Source organism: Acidobacteriota bacterium (genome assembly GCA_004299485.1).
Lineage (GTDB): Bacteria > Acidobacteriota > Terriglobia > Terriglobales > SCQP01 > SCQP01.
The window spans coordinates 32362-56920 of the sequence record SCQP01000007.1; the positions used below are offsets into that span (position 1 = coordinate 32362).

Below are 24559 nucleotides of genomic sequence, written 5' to 3' on the forward strand. Positions count from 1 at the left end.
CTGCCCAGCAGCGCTCCTAGACTCGCAATCGCGGATACCCAGAGGATAGCGCCGCAAAAATCAAAAAAAACAAACCTCTGCCAGTGCATGTGGCCGAGACCCGCCAAAATTCCGGCAAAGATGCGCAGACCGGTGACGAAGCGGGCAAACAGGATGGTGGTGGCGCCGTGATGCTGAAAGTAGATCGAGTAGCGCTGGTAGTGGTGGGATTTGATCGGAAACGTGCGCAGCACCCAGTTGTGGGCGTAGCGGCCAACGAAGTAGCCGGTCACCTGGCCGAGCGAGCTGCCCGCGACGCCTACGGCAATCAGCGCGAGCAGGCTGAAGCCGCCGTAGACGCGCAGATGAAAGCCGGCGTAGAGCAGCGAGAGTTCGCCCGGCAGCGGCAGGCCGAAGTTCTCCAGCAACAGCAGCAGAAACACCGCCAGTAGCCCGTAATGCTGGAAGAATTCGCGGAAATAGACGAAGGCGGTGTGCATCGCTATCCCATCCGGATACGCCCCAGTGGCGGCAGCTCGGAGGAGCCCGGAGCGCCGGCGGGCGGACCCTGCCGGGAATCGAAGCCCGCACTCCAAGCGACCAACGGGAGCGACCCGGACAAAAAGTGGCGAGCCACCCGCACAAACGTTTCCGGCTCTTCGACAAACGGCAGGTGGCCAACTCCGGCCAGAACTTCCAGCTCCACGTGGGGCATGGCCGCCGCCAGCGCCGCCGCCGTGGCCACCGGCACCACCGGATCGCGGTCGCCCCAGACCAGCAGCGCCGGGGTCTGCATCTGCGGCAGCGCGGCCTCGAGCGCCAGCCGCTGGGCGCGAAAGTGGCGCGCCAGCCCGGCAATCGCCGCTCCCAGATGCGGCTGCCGCAAGGTGGCGCCATATTCGGCGATGCTCTCCAGCGGCAGGCGCGCCGGATCACCGTAGATGCGCTCCAGCAGCGCCCGGTGGATCTGCGGCGAGCAGCGGGCGCCCAGCCACGCCCCCACGCGCGCCTGCACGGGGCGCAGCATGAAGCGCTGGGCGCGGCTCGGATTCCAAAGCGGATGCGCCGGCGCTGCCAGCACCAGTCGCTCCACGCGCGCCGCCAGTGGCGAGCGCGCGGCAAAATCCAGCGCCACCGCCCCGCCCCAGGACGAGCCCATGAGCGTAAACCGCTCACCCAGCGGCAGCGCGCCGCAGGCGGCTTCCAGCCATGCGGTCAACCCCTGCAGCGACAGATCGCGGGGCCGCGCCGACGCGCCTATGCCCGGCAGCTCCAGCGCCCAACAGCGGTATTCCGGCGCTAGCAGCGAGGCGCATGCGGCCCACTGTGAACTCGTCCCCAGCAGGCCGTGCAGCATGACGACATCGCAAATTCTACTGCTCGCCCCTCCGCTTGGCGCCGGAGACGAGGGCGAGCCGACCATCGGGGTGAACGACGCACGTGCGTCGTTCACCGGGGCGACGCCCCGGTGAAAGGCGGCGGGAGCCGCGCCCCAGCAGCGATAGCGCAGTGCGCCCCACGGAAGCTGCGTCTCGAGCAGACTGTCCGCCACGGTTTAACTACTCGCGGCCAACCGCTCTGGTAGGTTCATGTCAAACTGCGTCTCCGGCTGAATCAGCGCCAGCAGCGGCCGGGCCGCTTCTTCCTTCGTTAGAATTCCCGTCTCCGTCCATTGATCGGCCGCCGTTACGGACACGCGCGCGGGCAGCGGATCCATCTCCGGATGCAAAACCCGAATCACGGACAGTCCCGACTTGGGATGCGCGCCCGCGGCAAAGCCATTCAGGCGATGCGTCAGAAAATGCACCGCCTCTTCCCGCGACGCAAACAGCGGAAATTGCGGGTGGGGATCGGCGTGCGCTTCCAGCTTGAGTTCATGATCGCCCGATCGCGCCGCGACGGTGTATTTCGCATAGGGTGCGCTGACGTCATCAATCTCCGTCTCGACCGCCGCGTACTCGGTGGGAATCGCCAGATTCAGCACCGCCGCGGCCGCACGCGCCGACACCCAGGAGCGCACAAACAGCACCCCCGGTTCGGCGTTGTGGCGCACATACACGCGATAGTTGACCTGGCGGAAACCGCTCAGCAGATACGGAAAAGCCGCGCCCGCCTCCAGCGTCACGGTGGCCAGAAAGGCGCGTGGCCCCTCCGGCGTTTCGCGCACGTCGGGCTCGACGCCGGCCGGCAGCACCGCAGCCAGCCGCTCCGGCCGCGTGGTGTGGATCACGTACAAGAGATTGCGCAGTTTGAGAGTAATGGCCATGAGCGTTCAGGAAGCGAGCGGAAGTTGCGGCGCCGGCGCCAGATCGGCGGCCGCCCACTGCGCCGATTGAAAGTGGGGCCAGGCAGCCGCGGCAATCATGGCGGCGTTGTCAGTGCACAACGCCATCGCCGGGGCATAGACGCTCAGGCCCATCTGCCCCGCCGCGGTCTGCATCTCGCGCCGCAGCGCGCGATTGGCCGCAACCCCGCCGGTCAGAAACACGCTGGCCACTGGCGTGTCCGCCGCGGCCATTTGTTCCACCGCGGCCAGCGTCCGCCGGACCAGATCACCAACCACCGCAGCTTGGAAACTGGCGATAAGATCCAGCGTCGCCCGGTCACACACCGCGCGCCAGTCCTCGAGCGTCGGCTTGCGGCCCAGCGCCGCCAGCGCCGGCTGGCGGGCCTGGATGCCCGCGGCCAGCTCCGGCGTGGTCTGCACCCGCCGCAGCACCGCCGTCTTGATCCCCGAAAATGAGAAATCGAGCGCATTGCCCTTCAGCCGGATGCGGCCGAAGGCGACCGCGTGCGCATCGCCGAATTCCGAAAGCCGGTCGATCAACGGCCCGCCCGGATAACCCAGCCCCAATAGCTTGGCGACTTTGTCGTAAGCTTCGCCCGCCGCATCGTCGCGCGTGCGCCCCAGCGTGCGATAACGGTAGCCCGGACCCGCGCTCGCCGCCTCCACCAGATAGAGTTGCGTATGCCCGCCCGACACCACCAGCGCCATCGCCGGCAGCGTCGGATCCGGCCGCCCGTTCCGCCGCTCCTCAAGAAAGACCGCCTGCAAATGGCCTTCCAGATGATTGACGCCAATCAGCGGTTTGCCTAGCGCCCAGGCTAGCGTTTTGGCGTAGCTCAGGCCCACCAGCAACGCCCCGGCCAGCCCCGGACCCTGCGTCACCGCAATGGCATCCACGTCCGCCAGGGCCAGGCCGCCGGCCTGCTCCAGCGCCTGGCGCACCACCGGCACGATACCCCGCAAATGCTCCCGGCTGGCCAGTTCCGGAACCACGCCGCCGTAAAGCTGATGCACCGGCACTTGCGACAACACCACATTCGACAGGATCTCGCGCCCTTCGACGACCACCGCGGCCGCGGTTTCATCGCACGAGGTCTCAATGCCCAGAATTGTCGCTGCCGCCACGTTCATATTGTAAGCCGGTGCGGAACCCGAAGGCGCCCCGCCCCGCTGATCCGCTGATTCGCTGCCCGCTCCTCCCGCTATACTCATCTCATGCCCGTACTGACCAGCACCCGGCGCACGCTGGAGATGATCAAGTTCGAGCATTCCATCTTCGCGCTGCCCTTTGCCCTGCTGGGCGCCCTACTGGCCGCGCGCGGCTGGCCGCCCTGGAGCGTGCTCGGCTGGATCGTGGTGGCCATGGTCGCGGCGCGCAGCGCGGCCATGACCTTCAACCGGATTGTCGATCGCCATATGGACGCCGCCAACCCGCGCACCCGCAACCGCGCGCTCGCCGCAGGCACGCTCTCGCTCGGTTTCGCCTGGAGCTTCCTGATCGTCAGTGTGGCCGTATTCGAGCTGGCCGCCTGGCAGTTGAATCCGCTCTGCCTCAAGCTGTCGCCGTTGGCGCTGGGTTGGGTGCTGTTTTACTCCTACACCAAGCGCTTCACCTGGCTGTCGCATTGGGTGCTGGGGCTGGGGCTGGGCATTGCGCCCGCCGCCGCCTGGATCGCAGTGCGCGGCTCGCTGGCGCCGCGCATCCTGCTGCTCAGCGGCGCCGTCGCGCTCTGGGTCGCCGGCTTCGATTTGCTCTACGCCTGCCAGGACGTGGAGTTTGACCGCCAGCAGCCGGGCCTGCGCTCTGTGCCCAAATCGGTCGGCGTGGCCGCGAGCCTGCGCCTGGCGCAGCTATGTCACCTCCTGATGCTGGCGTTGCTGGTCTGGCTGCTGATTTCGAGCGGCTTGGGCGGGCTGGCCTGGCTGGGTCTCGTGGTCGTAACCGCGCTGCTGCTGTGGGAGCATTCGCTGCTGGCGCCCGATGATCTGTCGCGCATGAACGCTGCGTTTTTCACCGTCAACGGCTACATCGGCATTCTGCTGCTGGTCTTCTGGGGTGCCGCCATTCTGGTCTGATGCGCTGCCGTCTTCTCCTCATCATTCTCGCCGCCGCTGCCTGCCTGGCCCAGACGGCGCAACGGCCGGGGATGAGTTACGCGGTCGAAAACCCTCCCAACCCGCAACTTGCAGTCAGGCAAATTCGCGGTGAAGCGGTTGACCCCATCCACATGGGGATTCCGCTGGTCGAGCTGGGCCTTTATACCGGCGCCGCGCCCCACAAACTGCTCGCCGTGGGCTCGACCGATGAAAACGGCAAGTTCGACTTCGGAAAGAAGGTCGCCCCCGGCAAATATCACCTGATCGCCCTCTATCCCGGCCTGTGCACCGCCAATATCCCCTTGCTCGTGAACCGGCATGGCTCGGGCAAAAAAATAATTCTCCATATGACCTATCCCGGCCTGGGTGCCTGCAGTTATGCCTCGCTGAAATAATGGCGTAGCGGAGCCTGCACGGGCCCAGCACTGAGGCTGATTTCCGGCAGGGACCGAAGTGGTTCGTATCCTTTGAGAGCATGGTTCGATTCGGGACTGCCGCATCTCCACGGAAATGCGGGCTTGGTGTGTGCTGGTCGGACTGATACTGGCGCTGGGGTCAGCCTGGGGGCAGGGGCCGACAGTCGAAAAAACCGCACCTCCGCGGCTAACCGCGCCGAAGCCGGCGGCCGCGGCACGGGCCATGGTCGCCAAACATCAGAATGCCTGGGTACTATGGCTGACCGCGGCCAGCGAAGCGACGATTGCGGACATGGCGCTTTCACGACATTGCTTGAGAACCGTGCCGGGCTGCAAGGAAGCCAACCCGCTGCTGCGGGGAAGCGCCCTGCGCGCCTGGACGATTGATTTATCCCTCACCGCCGCTATGGCACTCTGGTCGCAACGGCTGGAACGACATCATCACCGCTGGTGGCTGCTGCCGCTCGTGGCGCTGACCGCGGGCCATGTCATCGGTGCAATCATCGCCGGACGCATGTTGAAGAAACAGCGCCGTCCTTGACGGTAACCACTCGAACATCACGCGGTAGCACAGCCCGGTACGCCAGCTCAGGTTGCCGCGAGCCATTTCGGGATTCACTGTGGCTCCTTCCAGCCAACCCAACCAGCCCCTCGCCTCGTCTAACTAATCGTAACCATCCTCAGCAGCACCGGGCAGCCCGCCGGATACCGCGGGTGCGCATCGCCGATCCAACGCCCGACCCCTACCCCCCGTTCGCCTCGCCCCCGTGTCTCTCCTCACCACCCATTACTCGCCACCCGCCACCGCGCGCGCCACGCGCGCGCCTGTCCCATTCGCTGTCTCACTGTGCCACTCCAAATCGCAAAAAACCCCAGCAAACACGCCACTTTGCACCGCAAAGTGGCACACTTTGCAGAAAAAATGGAACAGCTAACGAGACAGTGCATGCACCTCGGCCTCGTGCCGGAGGGCGCAGTTAACGGAATGAGCGAGGAAGCACTTGAGCCGCGCCATATCGTGCAGCGCGCGTGCCTGGGCGAGGTCGGTGCCGGCGGCCACCGTCACCTGGGGATGCAAGGTCACGCTCAAGAAGCGGCCGCCACCGTCTGCCGTCTCCTCCATTTCCCCTTCCGCCTGGTCTTCGTAGGCGACGACGACAATGCCTTCATCGGCGCAGAGGTGCAGATACCAGAGCTTGTGACAAGCCGCCAGAGAAGCCACGAAAAGCTCTTCCGGGTTCCAGCGCGCCGCGTCCCCGCGAAAGGCCGGATCCGAGGAGCCGGGAATGGCGGGCTTGCCCTCCGCGAGAATTTCGTGGTCGCGGCGATAGCCGCCGTAGCTCGAGGTGCCCGAACCGCTATTGCCAGTCCAGCGCACTATCACGGCATAGCGGTGCACGCGCGGCATGCCGCCAGTCTAGAACAAAACCAGCCCCCCTGTACGGCGCTTTCGTATGCTCGTCCGGTAGCGAAGCCGGGGCGTAGGGGCCCCCGGCGCAGCGGTCTCACGGCCTTAGAGAGCGGGCCGCCGGGCGTAGCCCGGCTGGGTACCCGCGATCTAGAAAAGATACAGGGTGAAGAAGAGAAGCACCCAGATGACGTCGACGAAGTGCCAGTAGTACTCGGCGGCTTTGAGCGAGTAATGGTAGTCCTGGTTATACTCGTTGCGCTCCAGCCGCCAATAGACCAGCGCCAGCAGGATCAGGCCGACGGTGACGTGGCAGCCGTGAAAGCCGGTCATGAGGTAGTAGACCGAAGTGTAGGCGCCGGTCTGGTAATGGAAGCCCATCACGCCGTTCAGGTAGCCCCACTCGAAGCCCTGCATGCCCAGGAAGAAAATGCCCATGCCAATGGTGAGCAGCAGCCAGTTCTTGGCGGCGCTTTTCTTGCCCTTCATGAAGGAGCTGATGCTCCAGTTCAGGGTGAAGCTGGAGCCGACCAGAATCAGGGTGGCGATAGCCGGCAGCGTCGTCTCCAGGCGCGGCATGCCCGCCGGCGGCCAGACGTGGCCCTTGAAGCGGGTGAAGTAGTAGTACTCGAAGTAGGACTCGAAGATCATCGCCTCAGAGGCGAGAAAGAAGAAGAAGCCGCGGATCAGGTCTTTGTTGGTGGCGATGGGGTTGTGCTTGCGGCGCTCGGTGGCGATGGTGACGGCCCAGCCGCCCGCGCAGTAGACGGTATACAGGCCGGCCAGCGCCACCAGCAGCGTGGCCAGCGGCATGCCGGCGTAGACCAGGAAGACGCAGAAGAAAACCCCGCCCATGCCGGCCGCCAGCAGGATGGGCCAGAAGCTGGGCTGCGGCAGATGATGCGCCAGTTCGGCCGTCAGCGGCGGCGGCTCGGTGCGGACCAGAACCGGAGACGAGGGAGTGATTGTGGGTTGGCTAGCCATCTACTTCTTCATCCATTTGGGAAATGCGTACGTCGTATCGGCCGGGTAAATCCAGCCGTGATGGACCGGAATGAACGTCAGCACCATGATCGCGATGACGGCGGCGGCGATCGTCCAGCCCAGCCAGGCGTTGCGGCGGCGGGTGTGGCGCGGCGACCGTTTCAGTTCGGCAATAGTCGGCATGAAACTATTCCCCCCCGGGCGCGCCGCCCGACAGAAGCTGCTTGATCGGGCTCGGCTCCTGCGCGGGCGCGTTGGCCGCAAGCGGCTCCAGCGTGTACATGATGCTCACCCGCGAGATCAGTTGGGTCATGCCGCGATTGACCTGGTAGATCACCGGCAGCGTCTTTTTGGTGTGCGGCGCCATGGCCTGGTTGGTGAAGCAGAAGCACTGGATCAGCGCCAGGTGGGTGGCTGCCTGGAAGGGGTAGATGTCGTGGATGGCGCGGAAATAAACTGTCTTGTCGCTGTCGTTCTCAAAAACGAAATGGTTCTCGGCGCGCTGGCCGACATGCACGGTCTGCATGGTGGATTCGGGATGAAAGATGATGCCCATGCCGTCCGCCTGCACCCCGCTGAAACTCACCGTGACGGTGCGCGGGCTGGCCGGGCCGGTGCTCGCGGCCAGCTTCTGGTCCGCCGGCACATAGATGCCCAGGTGCGTGCAAAACACGCGGAACAGCGGGACCTGCAGAAAGGCAAAACCCACCATGGCCACCGCGACGATGCCGAGACGGATGATCCACTTCTTGCGGTGCGAGCCGGGTTGCGGGTTGGGAACGACAGGATCGGACATGGAACTTCTTCTTTCTGGGGGTGCTGCTAACGGACCTCCGGGAATTCAGCGAAGTTATAAGCGGGCGGCGGGCTGGAGGTTTCCCACTCCAGGTGCTGCTCAATGACGTTCGAATTCCATGGATCATCGGGCGCATTGCGCGGACCGCGCAGGTTGCGGACGATATCGATGGTGAAGATCAGACCGGCCAGCGCCATGAGCGGGAAGCCCATGGAGATGAACTGGTTGAGGGACTTGAATTCGGGACGGTAGCTGGCGACGCGGCGCGACATGCCCTCAATACCCAGGAGGTGCATGGGCATGAACACCCAGTTCATCCCGATGAAGAACAGCCAGAACACCCAGTTGCCGGCCTTCTCGCTGAGCATGCGGCCGCTCATTTTGGGGAACCAGAAATAGGCGCCTGCGAACAGCACCATCACCGTGCCGCCGACCAGCACGTAATGAATGTGGGCGACGACGAAGTAGGTATTGTGCACCTGAATGTCAAAGGGCACGACCGCCAGCATCAGGCCGCTCAGCCCGCCCAGCACGAAGGTGAAGATGAAGCCCAGCGAGAACTTCATGGCGGTCGAGAAGCGGATCACGCCGCCCCAGCACGACGCCAGCCAGGAATAGATCTTGACGCCGGTGGGCACCGAGATACACATGCTGGCCATGGAGAACCACATGCGCGCCCCGGAGGAGATGCCGCTGGTGAACATGTGGTGCGCCCAGACCATGAAGCCGATAATGCCGATCGCCCACAGCGCCAGCACCATGCCCTTGTAGCCGAACAACTTCTTGCGGGCCATGCAGGGGATGATGTGGCTGAGCATGCCGAAAGCCGGCAGAATCATGATGTAGACTTCCGGGTGCCCGAAGAACCAGAACAAGTGCTGATACAGCAGCGGGTCGCCGCCGAGCGCGGGCCGGAAGAAGCCGGTGTTGAGCCAGCGGTCGCTGAGCAGCATGATCATCGCGCCGGACAGTACCGGCAGCGCCAGCAGCAGCATCCAGGCGGTGACCGCCCAGCTCCAGACGAACAGCGGCACCTTGCCCCAACTCATGCTGGGCGCGCGCATGTCGATGATGGTCACCAGAAAATTGATGGCGCCCATGATCGAGGCGATACCCAGAATGATGATCGCCAGGCACCAAAGATCCTGACCGTAGCCGGCCGAGAACTGGCGCGTGCTCAGCGGGGGAAGACTCCACCAGCCGCCCGCCGCCGAGCCGCCGACGACAAAGAAGCTGCCGTAGAGCATGAACGCCGCCGGCAGCATCAACCAGAACGAGAAGGCGTTCAGGCGCGGGAAGGCCATGTCGCGCGCACCGATCATCAACGGCACCAGATAATTGCCGAAGCCGGCGAGAGACACCATCAGCGTCAGGAAAATCATGATGGTGGCGTGCATGGTCATCAGCTCGTTGTACAGGTGCGGGCTGACGATCTGCCAGGAGGGATTGTAGAGATTGAGGCGCACCATGCCCGCCAGCGATCCGCCGATCCAGGCGTTGATGAGCGCGAAGACGAGATACATGATGCCGATCTTTTTATGATCGGTGGTGGTGATCCAACTGAGAACGCCATGGTACTGGCGAGGCTGTTGCACCTCGCCGAGGGTGGCAACCTGAGTGCTCACTTTGCTCCCCCAAGTCCGTCGCGTCCGGGAGCGGCGGCGGGCAAGGGACCCGCCGCCGCGCCTCCGCGACCGGTGGAGCGCAGGCGCTGGGCGCCTGCGCGGTTAATCGAAGCCGCGCTCTTGGCCTTGGCCGCCGGTTTGGGTGCGGCCGGTCTAGCCTGGTTGCGATGACTCTGCAGCCATTGCTGGAATTGCTGTTCCGGCAAAATCTGGACCTCGATCAGCATGTCGGAGTGGCCGGTGCCGCAGAGCTGAACGCATTGGCCCTTGTAATAGCCGGCCTGGGCCTTGAACCAGAGATTGGTGATGCGGCCGGGCAGAGCGTCTTCCTGGATGCCCAGGCCAGGTACGAAAAAGCCGTGAATCACATCCACGCTGGTCAGGTCGAGATCGACCACTTTATCGGCGGGCAGCACCAGCGTGCCGTTGGGAATGTCAATGCCGTACTGCGGGTATTTGTACTCCCAGAAAAACTGGTGACCGACGACGTTGATGGTGACGTCGGGTTGGTTGCCGCCGAACTCCATGAAGTGCAGCGGGCCGTAGGAGTGAAACGCCACGATGACGACGATGGCGAGCGGAATAATGGTCCAGCAGAACTCCAGGAAATTGTGCTCGTGGAAATCGGCTGGCGGGCGCCCATCCTTCTTGTCGCGGAACTGGACCATCACGTACACCAGGCCAAGATAGGCGATCAGGATGAAGGGAAATACCAGCCAGAACGACCACCAACTATTCTGCGCCGCAACCCGCGCCACATTGCTGCCGGGATGCGAGAAGGCCTCGCGCGTCGGCGCTGCCAGGCCCTTGAGCGCCTGCGAGTCCATGATCGACTTGAGCGACTGCCAGAGGAAAAGGAGGAGGGTGTTCACTTTTTGCCCCCTGTGGGCGCCGGAGCGCCCTGCTGCGCACGTACCAGTTGCTGCACGTACGCGAACAGCGAATTCAGTTGTGTGGCCGTGAGCGTGCCCTCGCCGGGCATCATGCGGCCGGGCAGACCATGCAGCACGTACTGATTGAAGGCCGCGCGGTCGTTGGGGCTGCTCATCATGACGGGCTGCGAAAACGGGCGTGCGGTAACTTCCACGTAAGGATCCGATCCGATCATCATGGTAGGCAAACCGCCTTGACCCTGGTCGCCATGACACGCCAGGCAGCGCGCCTGATACACCGCCCGGCCCAGGGCCACATCGGCGGTTTGTGGCGCCGGCGGCGGACCGGTTTTCTTGGCGGCCAGCGGTTGGGGCGGCGCCGCCGGTTTCTGGTTCGCGAGGATTTGCATGGCGACATCAATCGGAATGCGCGGCCCCTGCGGCACCGGGTTGAGCGGAGGCAGCCGGGTCGGACCCGAGGCGGCCGGCGTCGCCAGCGCCTCGAGCTGCGCCGGGGTGTTGTTCTGGTACGCCGCCTTGGGAATGAAGTCGGTCCGGACGTAATGCACCACCGCCATGCGCTCCTCCGGCGACAGCGCGACAAAGCTCGGCATGGCCGTGCCCGGCGAACCATTGGTCACGGTGTGATAGAGCGTCAGCACCGAGGTGCCGTAACGGAATTTGCCGGAGTGGTAGTTGCGCGGCGGCGGATTGAGGCCCGCGGCGCGCGGCCCGTTGCCGTAGCCGTCTTCGCCATGGCAGGGCACGCAATTGGACGCGTAGACCTCTTTGCCTTCTTCCAGCAGCTTGGGCGTCGGCAGCAGCAGCGGCCGCAGATCGACCACCTGAGCCGCGCCCGGAGGCGCGGGTTTGTTGAAGTCAAACCGGGCCTCGAAGGTCGACTTGCGGTACTCGCCGCCGAAGGCCGAATAGATGAAATACAGCGCCACCAGAACGACCACGAAGAAGCCGAGCAGCGACTTCAGCGACGGTTTTTGGGGCGCGTGATTGTCGCTCATAGATACTTCCCTGCCACCGAATGGAGATATTTGGGATCGCCCACTGGCGCCATCGCATGTTTACTCCAGTAGCGCGTGGCCAGCAATCCGAAGATGCCGAGGAAGCCCAGGAACACGCCAATCTCCACCCAGTTCGGTACGTAGAAGTGAGTGTGGATCGGCGGCTGGACCATCCAGTAGCAATCAAACCATTCCGCCACGATGATCAGCACCGACATGGTGATCAGCACCGTCTCGTTGGTGCGGATTTTCTGGATCATCAGCACAATGAAGGGAATCACCCACTTGGCGAACAGCAGGAACAGGAACACCCAGCCCCAGCCGCCCACCAGACGCTGATGAAAGTAGGTGGTCTCATCGGGGAAGTTGGCGTACCAGATCAGCAGGTACTGAGCAAAGCCGATGTAGACCATGAAGATACAGAAGGCATGAACCATGCGCGCCAGGTCGATGTAATGCTGGTCGCGCACGGCGCCATCGAACAGGTTGTGGCGGCGGAAGACAACCGCCAGCAGCAGCGTCAGCGCCAGGCTGGTCTCGAACATGCCGGCAAAGCCGTACGGCCCCCACATGTTCGTGTACCAGTGCGGTTCGAGCGACATGATCCAGTCCACGAACCACCAGGTGAAGCTATAGGCAAAAAAGACGATGAAGCCGGCGGCCACGCGGCCCCGCCGGGTGGGCGGCTTGCCGAAGGTCTTGCGCGGCAACAGCGCGCCCGGGTTGTTGTCCTGCTTGGTGGAATCCTTCAGGAACCACCAGCCGAAGATGCACCAGCCGCCCAGCGCCAGCACCGTGCGCAGGCTATAGAAGCCGCCGGAGAACCAGAACTTCTTGCTGGGCGCCTCCCAGGCGTAGCCGGCCTTGGCCCAGGGATAGATGTGAGGAATGCCCAGCAGCATGATCACGCCCAGGATCAGGGCGGCCGGCAGATAGGTGGAGACGGCTTCCGGCAGACGGCGGAAAACCACCGTCCAGGTGGCGCTGGTGACGTACTCCAGGGCGACCAGGAACACGCCGCCCACGCCCAGCACCATGAAGAACAAATAGTTGGTCAGGTAGCTGTACCAGGCGCGTTGCGGATCCACCGCCAGCGCGATCAGGAACACAATCACGCCGATGGCGGTAAACGCCAGCAGAATATTCCGCATCCGCGGCGGGAAGACCGCCGGCCCGGGATTCGGAATGATGACAGGTTGGGGTTGTGCGCTCATGGTTGTGGTGGCTTCGGGTTATGAGGAATCGCCTCGGAGCCGGGAAGGATCCCCTTCACGCCCTGCGCCGGCGGCAGGTCTTTGGAGAAGTCCATGCCCTGCTTCTCGGCCAGAGCTGTATCGGCAGCCGTGGGGTTGGCGGCGCGCTGCAGCACGCGCAGGTAATGAATCACCGTCCAGCGCTCGGCCGGATCCAGCTCGGTGCGATAGGAGGGCATGTTGCCCAGACCTTCGCTGATGATGGTGAAAATGCGGCCATCGCTGAACTTCAGCGGCGCGCCGGCTATCAGTGCCGGCGGCTGCGTCATGTAGGGCACGATGTAGCCCAGGCCGGTGGCTTCCGCGCCATGGCAGACAATGCAGTAGGTGTCAAAAATCTGGCGGCCCTTGGACAGCGTCTGCCAGTTCACTGAAATCGGGTTGGCGAGATTGTCTTCGCCGGTCACGTCGGAGTTCTGTGGGAACGGCACCCAGTCCACCGGCACGGTTCCGGCCGGCGGCACACGCATGTTGGGGATCTGGCTGTTCACATGGTCGGTGCCGAACGCCTGCTCGTAAGGCTGGACATACATGTCCGGCTGATACTCGAGCTGGGTCGCGGACTTGCTGCCCGGCGGATGAAACTGACACCCCGTCACGCCCAGCGCCAGGCCGGTCACCAGGACGATGCCGGCGAGCCACTGATGGCTGATGGCTGATGGCTGATGGCTCTTACGCAAGGTTCTTGACCTCCTCGGCGCCCAGCTCCCGCAGTATTTCCTGAACGCTGGCGGATTCATAAGGGCGGACCGGAATGTACAAACCGAAGCGGTCATTCGTCAGGCTGGCGTCCAGGCTGGTGAAGTTGGGCGCCGGAATGAGCCGCGCCGCGATCAGCACCGCGCAGAACGTCGAGATGCCGGCAATCAGAATGCCGCCTTCAAACGTCACCGGCATGTAGGCCGGTACCGACACAAAGGGCTTGCCCGCGATATTGATCGGCCACGCCCAGGCCATGGTCCACGCCTCGAAGATAAAGGCCAGACAGGCGCCCGTGAAAAAGCCGCCTTTGGTGACGCGCGGCATCCAGCTTTCCTTCAGGCCCATCGCCTCGGAAAGCCCATGCACGGGATACGGAGTATAGGTATCGAGGCCGCGGTAGCCTTTTTCGCGGAATTCCTGGATGGCGTGCAGGAGCTGATGCGGATCGGCAAACAGCGCCAGCACCGCCGGTGGACGGTATTTCTTACGCCCGGACTTCGGCATTTTTTCCTCCCGTCAGCGGTTTCGGTGCGCGCGGTTCGCCAACTTGATTTTGGAGCACACCCTTGACCTCGGCAATCGAGATCACCGGCACGACCCGGGCGAACATCATGAAGTTGATGAAGAACAGGCCCAGCGAGCCGACGAAGGTGCCGATGTCCATCCAGGTGGGCGCGAAGTAGCGCCAGTTGCTGGGCAGGAAGTCCTGGGACAGCGAGGTGATGATGATGACGTAGCGCTCGAACCACATGCCAATGTTGATGATGATGCTCACCACAAACAGCAGCAGCAGACTTCGTCGGGCCTTGCGGAACCAGAAGATCAGCGGCGCAATACAGTTGCAGAACACAATGGTCCAGCCCGCCCAGGCATAGGGGCCAAAGAAGCGGATCCAGATGTAAATGTGGTTTTCCTGCGGCACTTGGCCGTACCAGGCCATGAAGACTTCCACGATGTAGCCGTAGGAAACGATCATGGAGGTGGCCACGATGATCTTGGCCATCAGCTCCATGTGATCCATGGTGATGTAGTCTTCCAGGTTGAAGGCCTTGCGCACCACGGTGAGCACCGTGATCACCATGGCGAAGCCGCTGAAGATGGCGCCGGCCACAAAGTAGGGCGGGAAGATGGTGTCGTGCCAGCCCGGAATCGAGCTCACCGCGAAATCGCTGGAGACCACGCTGTGCACCGACAGCACCAGCGGCGTGGCGATAGCCGCGAACATGCCGTAGGCGGATTCGTAATGATGCCAGTCCTTCGCCGTGCCCTTCCAGCGCTGGGCAATGACGCCGTAGAACTTGCGGCCCCACTGGTTGGGGTGCATGTCGCGCACCGTCGCCAGATCGGGGATCATGCCCTGATACCAGAACAGAATCGAGATGATGGTGTAGGTCGAGACCGCGAACACGTCCCAGACGAGCGGCGAGCGGAAGTTCACCCACAAGTGGCGCGGGTTGGGGTACGGTATCAGCCAGTAGGCGATCAGCGTGCGGCCAATATGCAGCAGCGGGAACAGGCCGGCGCACATGACTGCAAAAATCGTCATCGCTTCGGCGGAGCGGTTGATGGCCGTGCGCCAGCGCTGCCGGAACAGATACAGAATGGCGGAGATCAGCGTGCCGGCGTGGGCAATACCAACCCAGAAAACGAAGTCGACGATGTAGGTGCCCCACATGCCCGGCCGCTTCAGACCGAGCACGCCCATGCCGACGTGCAACTGCACCCAGACCACGTAAATGCCCACGAACAGGCAGAGATGGGCAATCGCCATGCCCAGCAGCCAGAACTTGTTGGGCTTGCGGAAGATGGCCGCCGTCAGATCCCGGTTGACCTGGGAGATGGTGAGGTCGGCGCGGTACAGCGGGACCCCGTCCACCCAGGCCGTCGGGTTATCGACGTGCGGTACGAGCTCGATGGTGTCGCTCATGCCTGGCTATCCTTTTCGGCGGCCGATTCCCCGCCCGGCTGTAACTGCGCCAGGGCGGGTTCGGCGCCGAGATTGCGGATTTTCGTCAGGTAGACCGTAGAGGGTTTGTAGTTCATGTCCTCCAGGACCTTGTAGCCGCGCTCATTGCGGGCTTGCATCATCTTGGAATGCGGATCGTTCATGTTGCCGAAGTAGATCGCCTGGCTGGGGCAGGTCTGCTGGCAAGCCGTCTGAATGTCGCCGTCACGCACCGGCACGCCCCGCTCTTTGGCGCGGTAATGGCCCTCGTGAATGCGCTGCACGCAGTAGTTGCACTTCTCCATGACGCCCTTGCTGCGGACGGTGACCATGGGGTTGAGCGCCAGCTCCAGCGGAGAGGCGCGTACCTTGCCGTAGTTGAAGAAGTTGAACTTGCGCACCTTGTAGATGCAGTTGTTGGAGCAGAACCGGGTGCCGACGCAGCGGTTATAAACCTGCACGTTGATGCCTTCGGCGTCGGTGATGGTGGCGATGACCGGGCAGACGCTTTCGCAGCCGGCGTTCTCGCACTGCTGGCACATCATGGGCTGGCGGGTGACATCGGGATTTTCGAAATCCCCGCTGAGGTAGCGGTCAATCCGCAGCCAGGCCATGTCGCGGCCGCGCCAGACCTGATCCTTGCCCACCACGGGCACGTTGTTCTCGTTGTAGCAGGCGGCGATGCAGGCGCTGCAGCCGATGCAGGCGTTCATGTCGATGGTCATGCCCCAGTGATAGTCGGGGAACGTGTGCTCGCTGGGCCCGCCGTTATCCCACAGACTCAGCGCCTTCTCCTGCTCCGGGTTGCCGGCGCGCGGGTTGGCTTGCAACTGCACCAGCGTGGCTTCGCGGACGATCATCGGGCCGCGGCCTTCGCCCTCCGGCGTCTGTTTGTCTTCGGTGAAATTGATGTAGTTATTGTCCTGCGGGCTGGCGATCAGATAACTGGGGCCGGTGACCTTGCGGAACTTCACCCGCGCGCCGGCATAGATCAAGCCGGCATTGTTTTTGGCGATCTGCGCGACGGTGTAGGCGTTGTGGCCGATGTCGGTGCCGATTTCGCCGCAGGAAGCGCGGCCATAGCCCAGGGCAATGGTCGTGACCTTCGGGTGCACGCCCACTTGCACAAAAACCGGCGCCTGCAGCTTGTGGCCATCAACATCGACTTCGGCAATGACGTATTGCCGCTTGTCGTTGGGTTCCAGGCCCAGGCGCTTGGCCGTGGCCGGCGAGACGGTAAAGAAGTTGTCCCAGCAGTTCTTGCTGACGATCTCCGGGATCTCCTGCAGGTGCGCGTTGTTGGCCCACCAGCCATCCCCCATCATGCAGTTGACCGAAAGCGCCAGCTCGAGCTCATCCGTGCCCAGCGCGGGAGCGCCTGGCGCCGCCGCCTGCTTGCCGAAAGCCAGCGCCGCAGGGTTGAAGGTGCGGGCCGGGCCGGGCTGCAACCGGGCGGGATCGGGATCGAACACGCCGGCGCGCAGCGCGCCGACCCAGAAATCGTCGAAGCTGGCCGGCAGGTTGCTCTTCGCGTAGACGGCCGTCTGCCAGTACTGCTTCAGGTACTTATAGAAACTGATCACCGTCTTCGGCGGAGGCGGCGGCGCTGCTGCCGCAGCGGGCGCCGCAGCACCCTTAGCCGCAGGCGCCTGCTTCGCGGCCATTTTCGGCGCCGCAGTAGCTGCGGCGGCGGCGCCGGCAGCGGTCGCAGTGCCTTCGGCGGCGGTGGGCGCGCCCCCGGCGACGGGCGCCGGCGGTGGAATCGGCGCCGGCAGGGGCGGCGGCGCCGTAAACTTGGCGCGGCCCGCAGGCGTGGTATAGGCAAAGCCAATCAGGGCGTCTTCCAGGCTGCGGCCGTCGAGCAGAGGATTGATCGTCGGTTGCTGCAGGCTGAGCAGGCCAACCTGCGGCTCGGCGTCACCCCAGCTCTCCATGCCGTGCAACAGCGGCAGCACGAGATCGCCGAGCTGCGCGGTCTCGTCGAGCCGGTCGGCGATGACCACCACATGCGGCACCTTCGCCAGGGCGTCGAGGAAGCCCGCCGCTTCCGGCAGAGTATAGGCAGGATTGGAGCCGCACACCAGCAGGGTGTCCACCTTGCCGGCGTTCATGTCGTCCACCAGCGCCAGCATGGCGGCGTTGCTGCCCTGCGCCTGCAGGCTGGGACTGCGGGTGCCATCAATCGTGGCGCCTTCGTTGCCCAGAACGGAATTCAGGAAGGCCGCAGCCACGTCCAGATCCTGCTGGTTGGCGGTGCCACCGGCGATTCCGCCGCCGACGATGATGCTCTTGCCGCGCTGCCGCCACAACTCGGCGGCCAGACGCCCGAGCAGGCCCTGGGGCAGGCCCGCGGCCGACTCGACCGCGCCCGGCTCGTAGGCGGCGAGCGCAGCCGCTACGGCCGCGTTGCCGGCAAACGAAGAACGCTTGTCGATCACCACCAACTGATGCGCCAGCCCCATGGCCACGCTCAGCAACTGCGAGGGGGGCACGAGATAGCGCGAGTCGGCATTGACGCCCACCAGCGACATCGCGGGCTCGAACGAGACCACGCGCGACATCTGGAAATGGCCCTTGCTGCCGCGGATTTTGCGCTGGCGGCCAAAGCCCACGGAATATTCCTGGCGCGAGATGCCCGCACCGATGGGGTCATCGCCGAAGGTGACGACCATCTCCGCCTTGTCGTAGAAATAGCGCGGTACCACCGGCTTGCCATACGCCGCCTGCTGGGCGCCCACCAGGGCATCCGGGTTGAGCGAGTCATACACCACATGGCGCAGCGGAAAGACGGTCAGAAAATCCGCCAGCAGCGCCGTGCGTGCCCGCCCGTGGATGGTGCCGGTCAGCAGCACGCCGCGCGTGCCCGCCCGCTGCAACAGCCGGCCCACTTGCTGGTTGGCCTGTTCCCAGGTGACCTTCTTCAGCGTGCGCTGGATGGGATGAATATTCTTGCGCAGGTTCCAACCCTCGTGCCAGAGGGCGGTCGGAAACACCAGGTTGTAATCGACCTGCGGTGCGCTGCCCACCAGCCCCTTGAGGCTGTGGACACGCTCCAGGGCGACCGGGGACTTCAGGCGGTCGGGATCGTAGAGATTGAACAGCGAAGCCTGCCCGCGCGCGCAGGCGGTGCCTTTGTTCAATGGATGCAGCGGATTGCCCTCAACCTTGGTCGGCCGGCCTTCGTGCGTAGTGAGCACGAGACCACAAGCGGCCGAGCACTCACGGCAGGTCGTAGCGTAATAGTCGGGATTGCCCGGCATCACCTCGGGCGGCTGGTTGACGTAGGGAATGATTTGCTGCGTGGGTTTGCGGCTGCAGGCGGTCGAGGCCAGCGCCAGCGCGCCCGTCGACCACTTCATGAAGTCGCGGCGGCCAAATTGGAGGCCGCCCTTGGCCTCCGCCTCAAAATACTCCTGCGGCTTGGAGGCAAACTCTTCGTTCCGCCGCTTGTCGACGGTGGGATCGTCCTTCCAATCCCACAAGGTTGTCCAGTAGCGTTTACTCATGGCTAGTTATGGCACACGTCACAGTCTTGTTGTGCGTTGGCCTTGCGGTTATGGAACGTGGCCGGATCGCGGTGGAAGCCGGAATCGCCCACTTCATGCAGCAGGTTGTCGTTGCGATGGCAGTTCAGACACTCGCCCATCGTCCACTGATACTCCTGCTTGACCTGATCCATCTGCTGCACCGGGCCATGGCAGGTCTGGCAGGAAATGCCGGCGGCGATGTGCCAGCGGTGCTGGAAATAGACAAATTCGGGCAAGTTGTAGACGCGGACCCACTGGATCGGCTTGTTGGCCTCGTAGGCGGCCTTCAGCTTCTGGATGGGCGCGGTATTGGAGGCCACTACCGCGTGGCAACCCATGCAGACGTTCAGCGGCGGCATGATCGACAACCGCGAACGGTCGACGCCGGCGTGGCAGTACTGGCAGGGAATATGGTTGATGCCGGCGTGGAGCTTATGGCTGAAAGGGAGAGGCTGTTCGGGCGAATAGCCCACGTTGTAGCCTACGTCCAGCAGCTTCCAGCAGCCGAACAGGATCAACACGACTACAATGGTCGTGATCCGCCAATGTTGTCTCATGGTGCGAGCCTAAAGTAAGCTGTGCGCGGTCAGCGGTCAGCAGTCAGCGGCGAGCCGCTGGCCGACAGCCAGTCGCGTAACGCAAGGGTGCATAAAGAGCACCCGAGCTGGCGCATTGGGTGGAGGGGCGTCCGCGAGCCAAGGCAGCGGAGCGAGCGGATGGGAATGAATTTAGGAATGAAGAGCCAAAAACTACACCAGCGAATGAAACCGCGAATGATGGCTTGGCGCCGTTCCCCTCAGACTCATCCAGTGCTTGCCAGCAACATTCGAGACTAAAAGTTTTTGCCCGCCAAGTCAAGAAAGTTTTGGTGGCCTTCGGGCATCCCCGTGTATCTCCTGAGGTGCCGGGCGAGGGTTACCAGCGGGGCTCGCGTGGCTGGCGCACGTGGCCGCGGTAGTCATCGGTCCCGCCGCCTCCGCCGCGAGGGGAGCGCGGACCGCTGGGTCCGCGGCCGGAGCCGCCGGCAGGACGCTCGCCGCGGGGGCGGGCTTCATTGACGTTGAGCGAGCGGCCGCCGAGCGAACTGCCATTCACGCCGGAGATGGCGGATTCAGCCTCTTCGTCATTGGTCATTTCAATAAAGGCAAAGCCGCGGGAGCGCCCGGTTTCCCGGTCCATCATGATACTTACGCGTGCCACGGCTCCATAAGGGCTGAACAGCTCGCGCAGCTCATCTTCCGTGGCACTGAACGGCAGATTGCCGACAAAAATACTTTTCAAACGTTTTCTCCTGCGCCGCCTGCAAAAAGTCCGGCGCGAATTTAGCTTACACGAAAAAAGGGGCCAGAGGTCAGCGGTCAGGGATCAGGGAAGATCAAGCTGGCGGCAGACGACGCCGGCCTCGGCGAGGATGCGGCGGGCGGCTTCGCCGAGCGGATACTGGGCGTTGTAGACGACCTCCCGGATGCCGGCGTTGATGATCATTTTGGTGCATTGCAGGCAGGGCGACAGGGTCGTGTAGAGCACCGCATCCTTGATGGCGATGCCGTGGTAGGCGGCCTGGACGATGGCGTTTTCCTCGCCGTGGCTGCAGACGCACTCATCCAGCCGGGTGCCGCTCGGGGCCAGGGAGTTGCAGCGTGGGCAGCCGCCCTGATTGCAGTTGCGCACGCCGCGCGGGGTGCCGTTATAGCCGGTGGAGATAATGCGGCGGTCGCGCACAATGATGGAGGCCACCTTGCGTTTCACGCAGTTACTGCGCAGCGCCACGATGCGGGCGATGCGCATGAAGTACTCGTCCCAGCCGGGCCGGGGATCGCTCGCCGCCTGCGCCTCCAGCCAGCCGCGAATGACGGCTTCGGCGCGCTGGCGGAACGCTTCGAGCGAGCCGTCATTGACGATCACCGCGTCGGCGAGAGCGGCGCAGGCACGTAGATTTTGCGCCTCGGGGTCGACGCCGGCAAGCTCTTGCTGCTCCAGCGCGACAAACTGCTCGAAACTGGCGGGCACGCGCGCATCGCCGCGATCCCGGGCACGCTGATAGCGCAGCTCCAGCGGCGCCTCGACGGCGATGAGGTGGAAGTCGGGCAGGGCGCGCAGGGCGCGGACTTCGTCCGGGTGGCGGATGGAGTCAATAATATAGTTGCGCTCCGGACTCACACGGGCGCGGGTGCGCACCGCCAACACGTCGCGGCCAAACTCGCGGCGCAAGCGGTTGCCGCAGGCAATCAGATTTTCGCGCGTCGGAGGCAGGCTCGCGCGTTCGAGTTCGGCGCGGATTTCATCCGACAGCGAAAGGTAGTAGAAGCCGGCGGATTTGAGCAAGTCCGCCAGTGTGGTTTTGCCGCTGCCGTTGGTACCGGTAAGTCCGAGGATCATAAAGCAGTCTTCAGTTGTCAGTTTTCAGTTGTCAGTGTAGCGTAGTAGGCCGTAGATGATGGATGAACTGGTAATGGCCGTGCCCGCAGCGGGGCTCTGGGAGCGCGGCCGGTTTCAGGGATTGCAGGTGGGGGGCAAGGCATGGCTGGAATATGTTTTTGAGCCCAGGCACAGCCGCTTCCTGCCGCGCGCGCAGGCAGAATCCGACCCCGGCTGGAAGCAGGTAATCCCCTACGTCATCCTCTCCTGCGGCGAGGCGGTCTTCTGTTACCGCCGAGGACAGCGGTCGACCGAGGCGCGGCTGCGCGCGCTGCATTCGGTTGGCCTGGGCGGGCATATCCGCCATAGCGATGACAGTCTGTTCGCGGCGCCCGGTTGGGCCGCCTACCGGGAGGCGCTGCGGCGCGAATTGCGGGAAGAGGTGGAGTTGGGCGCAGCCGTCGCGAGCGAGCGGCTGGTGGGCCTGATCAATGACGACGCGACCGAGGTGGGGCGGGTGCACATCGGCCTGGTGCATCTGCTCGAGCTCGCGGCACCGGCAGTGCGCGCGCGGGAGAGCAAGATCGCCGCCGGGCGGTTTGCACCCGTGGCCGAACTGCGCGGAGAACGGGCGCCGGCGATGGAGAGCTGGTCGGCGTTCTGCCTCAAGGGCTGGGAACAGATGCAGAGCCAGTCCGGTTGGACGCCGGAGGCTTAGCGGATGACCTGTATCTCGATGCCGAGATCGAGAGCCGCCCAGGCGCGATCGGCCGTGAGCACCGGAAGGCCACGCTCCTGGGCCAGCGCCAGACAGGCACGATCTCCGAACGATGCTCCCGCAGACCGGGTTAACGGAAACAAATCTGCCGCCAGGCGAGCCTGCTCGGTTCCGAAAGGGACCAACATGAGCTCGAGGCGAGCGACCCTCGCCCAGGCGTCTTGTGTGTTCAGCCCGCGCGCCCGCAGGCGGGCGAGGGACTCGGAAAGATTCACCGTGCTCATCGCTGCGCCGGGAAGCTGGCGCGAGACTTCCGCGGCCCCCGGCTCGTTCTGAATCAAAGCGAGAAGCGCCGAGGCATCCAGCACGTAAGAGTTCATCCGGCGCGGCCCGCCACGTGCGCTTTACGGTGGGCCTTGATCTGCTGGATTTCGCGCCGCGCTTCGCGCCGGCGCTCGCGAATCAACTCGTCCACCATACTTCCCTTGCCCTTCGCATAGGGTCGGACCAGCTCCTGGACTTGGCGAACCGCGTTGGCCATGGTGTAGACACAAATCTCTCCATCCTCAACCCGCAGCAGAACCTCATCGCCGGGCTTGACACCGATGGCTTTCCGCATGGCTGCCGGCAGCACGATGCGACCGTTGGCGTTGATCCTGGCTTTGCTTTGCAGCGGCTCTAGTGTCATAACGACTAAATTATGACACTTTTTAGCGGCCGAGACGCATGTAGGTGACCTGGGCAACGGCAATGTGCTTGCGGCCGGCATCGTAGAGGTTTACTTCGACCGGGCACAGCGTGCGGCCGAGCTTGATGACGCGGGCTTCGGCGGTGGCGTCGGAATTGCAGGCGGCCAGGAAGCGGATGTTCATGTCGGTGGTGGTGAGACGCTCGTCCGCTCCGGTGCGCGTGAGGATGGCGATACAGGCGACGGTGTCGGCGAGAGTCATCAGCAGACCGCCGTGAAAGGATTCAAAGATGCCGTCGTAGGCGCGCTCGTAGGGGGCTAGCAGGCGGGCGGTGCCGTCGCCGGTTTCGAGCAGCCGCAATTTCAGGAGCTTGAAAATTGGGATGGCGTCAAGGCGCGCATGCAAATCCGCAGCGGAAGTCATAGGCCTCTATTCTACCGAGCGGAGAACTGACAGAGCTTCCAGGGCGCGGAGGGCGCCGTGGTGGTGAGGCGGAACAACCGCCAGCGGCCGGAAGGCAGCGGGACGGTGACGGAGGTGGCTGTTGCCGGCGCAGCGAGTGGTTTCCAGGTACGGCCGTCGGCGGAGGCTTCGAGGCGGAACGCAGGCAGACCGCGGGCGGCAATCGTTAACTTGTGGACGGCTTCGGGGGCGCCGCCCAGGTCCAACGTGTAACTGGCGCCCGGCCGCGATGCCGCCGGCGCCGTCGAGCAGGAGTTGGGATTGGCGTCGTTGACCTCGGGAACCAGCACGGGCGCTGACTCGACCGCAGTGGGCGGCGCACGGTAGTAAATGGTGTCGAACGCGGGAGGAGGAGTTCCCGCCAATTTTTCCATGCGCTGGCGCATGACCCAGGCCAGCCCCGGGCTGGCCGGCGCAGCGTGCTTGCGATGTCCCGAAGCCATGATCAGGTTCATCAGATAAATGCGCGCGCGCACATCCTGGAAGTGCTGCAACAGCGGCAGGGTCGATTGCGAAACCCAGCCGTCGCCCAAGCGATAACTGACCAACGCATGGCAGGACGGATAGCCCCGGCCCCGTGGAATGATCTGGTAGCCGTTCCAGTGATAAAGGGCGATGGTGGTGTCGTGGCTGAAGTCGAATTTAAGGGGTGGGTGCAGCAGCGCGCGGAGGCCATCGCCCGTGGCGAGGCCATTCGTCAGGGGCGGGGCGAAAGCATCATCACCACAGGCGCCGGGCGAGGGCGCCACCAGCGGCGGCGCCAGCGGCCAGTATGGAACCGCGGCAGGCAGCGGCGGCTGGAGCAGCAAGGCCTTGGCGCCGCTGGCCACCTGCTGCCACAGCCAACCGTACTGCGCCGCGAGATGGGAGCCTGCCGGCTGACCGACGAGCAGCAGACGCGAGGCCGGAGGCATGGGATGCGAAAGATCGGCGTGCGTGAGGACAAAGCCGTGCTGACGGAGGTAGTTCATGACGCCCGGCGCCAGACCCAGCGCGGTAACGGGCAGGACGCCGCCGAGATCGACGGCGGCTTCCGGCACGGCATGCAGGGTAATCGTCTGCACCGCGGCGTGCGCCTCATGGGACGCTTGCGCGCGCAACAGAAAGCTGCCGGTGTGGGGTAAGGCCATGGGATCGGCATCGACCGAAGCGGCGGAAGCGAGCGCAACCTGCGCGGTGGCCAGCCGTTTGCCGGCACTGCTCCAGAGCGTGAGGGTGACGGAGTCGGTAGCCGCGCCCGCGTCCGCAGCCAGGCTCACCAGGCGCGGCTGGAATTGTTGCCCAACGCTAAGATAGGTGGCAGGCACCTGCAAGACATAGGGATTCGGTCCCGGAGCCGGGCGGCGCCAAAACACCACCCCGGCCGCGAGCAAGACCACCGCTACCGTGACCATCGAGAGGCGGAGCCGCATACGTAAATCT

The 24559-nt window shown here is 64.2% G+C and carries 26 protein-coding genes and 1 pseudogene; 4 read left to right on the plus strand and 23 right to left on the minus strand.

The window, feature by feature from the left end; translation table 11 throughout:
- Positions 1-11 precede the first annotated feature (11 nt).
- The 4 genes and pseudogenes from EPN33_05470 to tsaD form a co-directional block, all read right to left on the minus strand.
- Positions 12-479 (minus strand): annotated as a pseudogene (locus tag EPN33_05470) (DedA family protein).
- Positions 480-481: 2 nt separating this feature from the next.
- On the minus strand, positions 482-1531 hold the full coding sequence (locus EPN33_05475; protein ID TAN22948.1) for an alpha/beta hydrolase: 1050 nt from the start codon (positions 1529-1531) through the stop codon (positions 482-484).
- A 3-nt stretch (positions 1532-1534) separates the two neighbouring features.
- Positions 1535-2245: a hypothetical protein gene (locus tag EPN33_05480; protein TAN22949.1), complete on the minus strand. Its 711-nt coding sequence runs from the start codon at positions 2243-2245 to the stop codon at positions 1535-1537.
- Between the two features lie 6 nt (positions 2246-2251).
- A complete protein-coding gene (tsaD, locus tag EPN33_05485; protein ID TAN22950.1) occupies positions 2252-3397 on the minus strand; it encodes a tRNA (adenosine(37)-N6)-threonylcarbamoyltransferase complex transferase subunit TsaD in 1146 nt (381 codons plus the stop codon).
- Positions 3398-3481: 84 nt separating this feature from the next.
- Here tsaD and EPN33_05490 point away from each other — a divergent pair, with 84 nt between their 5' ends.
- The 3 genes from EPN33_05490 (at position 3482) to EPN33_05500 (ending at position 5320) form a co-directional block, all read left to right on the plus strand.
- Positions 3482-4342 (plus strand): 4-hydroxybenzoate octaprenyltransferase, encoded by an 861-nt coding sequence (locus tag EPN33_05490; protein TAN22951.1) that lies wholly within the window; start codon positions 3482-3484, stop codon positions 4340-4342.
- Complete coding sequence (locus tag EPN33_05495; protein TAN22952.1) at positions 4342-4758, plus strand: hypothetical protein; 417 nt, start codon at positions 4342-4344, stop codon at positions 4756-4758. Before EPN33_05490 ends, EPN33_05495 begins: the two co-directional genes overlap by 1 nt.
- Before the next feature lie 115 nt (positions 4759-4873).
- Complete coding sequence (locus EPN33_05500; GenBank protein ID TAN22953.1) at positions 4874-5320, plus strand: hypothetical protein; 447 nt, start codon at positions 4874-4876, stop codon at positions 5318-5320.
- A 390-nt stretch (positions 5321-5710) separates the two neighbouring features.
- Here the strand turns inward: EPN33_05500 and EPN33_05505 are convergent, their stop codons facing one another.
- The 15 genes from EPN33_05505 to EPN33_05575 form a co-directional block, all read right to left on the minus strand.
- Positions 5711-6187 (minus strand): OsmC family peroxiredoxin, encoded by a 477-nt coding sequence (locus tag EPN33_05505; protein ID TAN22954.1) that lies wholly within the window; start codon positions 6185-6187, stop codon positions 5711-5713.
- Positions 6188-6337: 150 nt separating this feature from the next.
- Positions 6338-7171 carry a heme-copper oxidase subunit III gene (locus tag EPN33_05510; GenBank protein ID TAN22955.1) on the minus strand — a complete coding sequence of 278 codons (834 nt, stop codon included), beginning with the start codon at positions 7169-7171 and terminating at the stop codon, positions 6338-6340.
- Positions 7172-7354: a hypothetical protein gene (locus tag EPN33_05515; protein ID TAN22956.1), complete on the minus strand. Its 183-nt coding sequence runs from the start codon at positions 7352-7354 to the stop codon at positions 7172-7174.
- Positions 7355-7358: 4 nt separating this feature from the next.
- Positions 7359-7967: a hypothetical protein gene (locus tag EPN33_05520; GenBank protein TAN22957.1), complete on the minus strand. Its 609-nt coding sequence runs from the start codon at positions 7965-7967 to the stop codon at positions 7359-7361.
- 26 nt (positions 7968-7993) lie between these two features.
- Positions 7994-9490 (minus strand): cytochrome c oxidase subunit I, encoded by a 1497-nt coding sequence (locus tag EPN33_05525; GenBank protein TAN23144.1) that lies wholly within the window; start codon positions 9488-9490, stop codon positions 7994-7996.
- 98 nt (positions 9491-9588) lie between these two features.
- Complete coding sequence (gene coxB / locus EPN33_05530; GenBank protein TAN22958.1) at positions 9589-10464, minus strand: cytochrome c oxidase subunit II; 876 nt, start codon at positions 10462-10464, stop codon at positions 9589-9591.
- Positions 10461-11483 (minus strand): c-type cytochrome, encoded by a 1023-nt coding sequence (locus tag EPN33_05535; GenBank protein ID TAN22959.1) that lies wholly within the window; start codon positions 11481-11483, stop codon positions 10461-10463. The genes coxB and EPN33_05535 overlap by 4 nt, the downstream gene beginning before the upstream one ends.
- Positions 11480-12697: a hypothetical protein gene (locus tag EPN33_05540; protein TAN22960.1), complete on the minus strand. Its 1218-nt coding sequence runs from the start codon at positions 12695-12697 to the stop codon at positions 11480-11482. The genes EPN33_05535 and EPN33_05540 overlap by 4 nt, the downstream gene beginning before the upstream one ends.
- Positions 12694-13512 (minus strand): cytochrome c, encoded by an 819-nt coding sequence (locus EPN33_05545; GenBank protein ID TAN22961.1) that lies wholly within the window; start codon positions 13510-13512, stop codon positions 12694-12696. The genes EPN33_05540 and EPN33_05545 overlap by 4 nt, the downstream gene beginning before the upstream one ends.
- Positions 13409-13942, minus strand: coding sequence for a DUF3341 domain-containing protein (locus tag EPN33_05550; protein ID TAN22962.1), 534 nt, complete (start codon positions 13940-13942; stop codon positions 13409-13411). Before EPN33_05550 ends, EPN33_05545 begins: the two co-directional genes overlap by 104 nt.
- A complete protein-coding gene (locus EPN33_05555; GenBank protein TAN22963.1) occupies positions 13923-15365 on the minus strand; it encodes a hydrogenase in 1443 nt (480 codons plus the stop codon). Before EPN33_05555 ends, EPN33_05550 begins: the two co-directional genes overlap by 20 nt.
- Positions 15362-18889, minus strand: a complete 3528-nt coding sequence (locus tag EPN33_05560; protein TAN22964.1) for a 4Fe-4S dicluster domain-containing protein — start codon at positions 18887-18889, stop codon at positions 15362-15364. Before EPN33_05560 ends, EPN33_05555 begins: the two co-directional genes overlap by 4 nt.
- A 2-nt stretch (positions 18890-18891) precedes the next feature.
- The gene (locus tag EPN33_05565) at positions 18892-19467 is read right to left on the minus strand and encodes a cytochrome C (protein ID TAN22965.1); all 576 of its coding nucleotides are present in this window, start codon (positions 19465-19467) and stop codon (positions 18892-18894) included.
- 358 nt (positions 19468-19825) lie between these two features.
- Positions 19826-20191 (minus strand): RNA-binding protein, encoded by a 366-nt coding sequence (locus EPN33_05570; GenBank protein TAN22966.1) that lies wholly within the window; start codon positions 20189-20191, stop codon positions 19826-19828.
- Positions 20192-20275: 84 nt separating this feature from the next.
- Positions 20276-21289, minus strand: coding sequence for a hypothetical protein (locus EPN33_05575; GenBank protein ID TAN22967.1), 1014 nt, complete (start codon positions 21287-21289; stop codon positions 20276-20278).
- 55 nt (positions 21290-21344) lie between these two features.
- On the opposite strand from EPN33_05575, the gene EPN33_05580 reads away from it, so the two are divergent.
- Positions 21345-21986 (plus strand): phosphoesterase, encoded by a 642-nt coding sequence (locus tag EPN33_05580; GenBank protein ID TAN22968.1) that lies wholly within the window; start codon positions 21345-21347, stop codon positions 21984-21986.
- Here the strand turns inward: EPN33_05580 and EPN33_05585 are convergent.
- Genes EPN33_05585 through EPN33_05600 form a run of 4 tightly spaced genes read right to left on the minus strand, consistent with a single transcriptional unit; the run spans position 21983 to position 24549 of the window.
- Entirely contained in the window at positions 21983-22366 is a 384-nt protein-coding gene (locus EPN33_05585) for a PIN domain-containing protein (GenBank protein TAN22969.1), read from the minus strand. The two genes, EPN33_05580 and EPN33_05585, sit on opposite strands and share 4 nt — an antisense overlap.
- Positions 22363-22755 (minus strand): AbrB/MazE/SpoVT family DNA-binding domain-containing protein, encoded by a 393-nt coding sequence (locus EPN33_05590; GenBank protein TAN22970.1) that lies wholly within the window; start codon positions 22753-22755, stop codon positions 22363-22365. The genes EPN33_05585 and EPN33_05590 overlap by 4 nt, the downstream gene beginning before the upstream one ends.
- Positions 22697-23098 carry a PaaI family thioesterase gene (locus tag EPN33_05595; GenBank protein ID TAN22971.1) on the minus strand — a complete coding sequence of 134 codons (402 nt, stop codon included), beginning with the start codon at positions 23096-23098 and terminating at the stop codon, positions 22697-22699. The genes EPN33_05590 and EPN33_05595 overlap by 59 nt, the downstream gene beginning before the upstream one ends.
- A gap of 11 nt (positions 23099-23109) precedes the next feature.
- The gene (locus tag EPN33_05600; protein ID TAN22972.1) at positions 23110-24549 is read right to left on the minus strand and encodes a hypothetical protein; all 1440 of its coding nucleotides are present in this window, start codon (positions 24547-24549) and stop codon (positions 23110-23112) included.
- Positions 24550-24559: the final 10 nt, after the last annotated feature.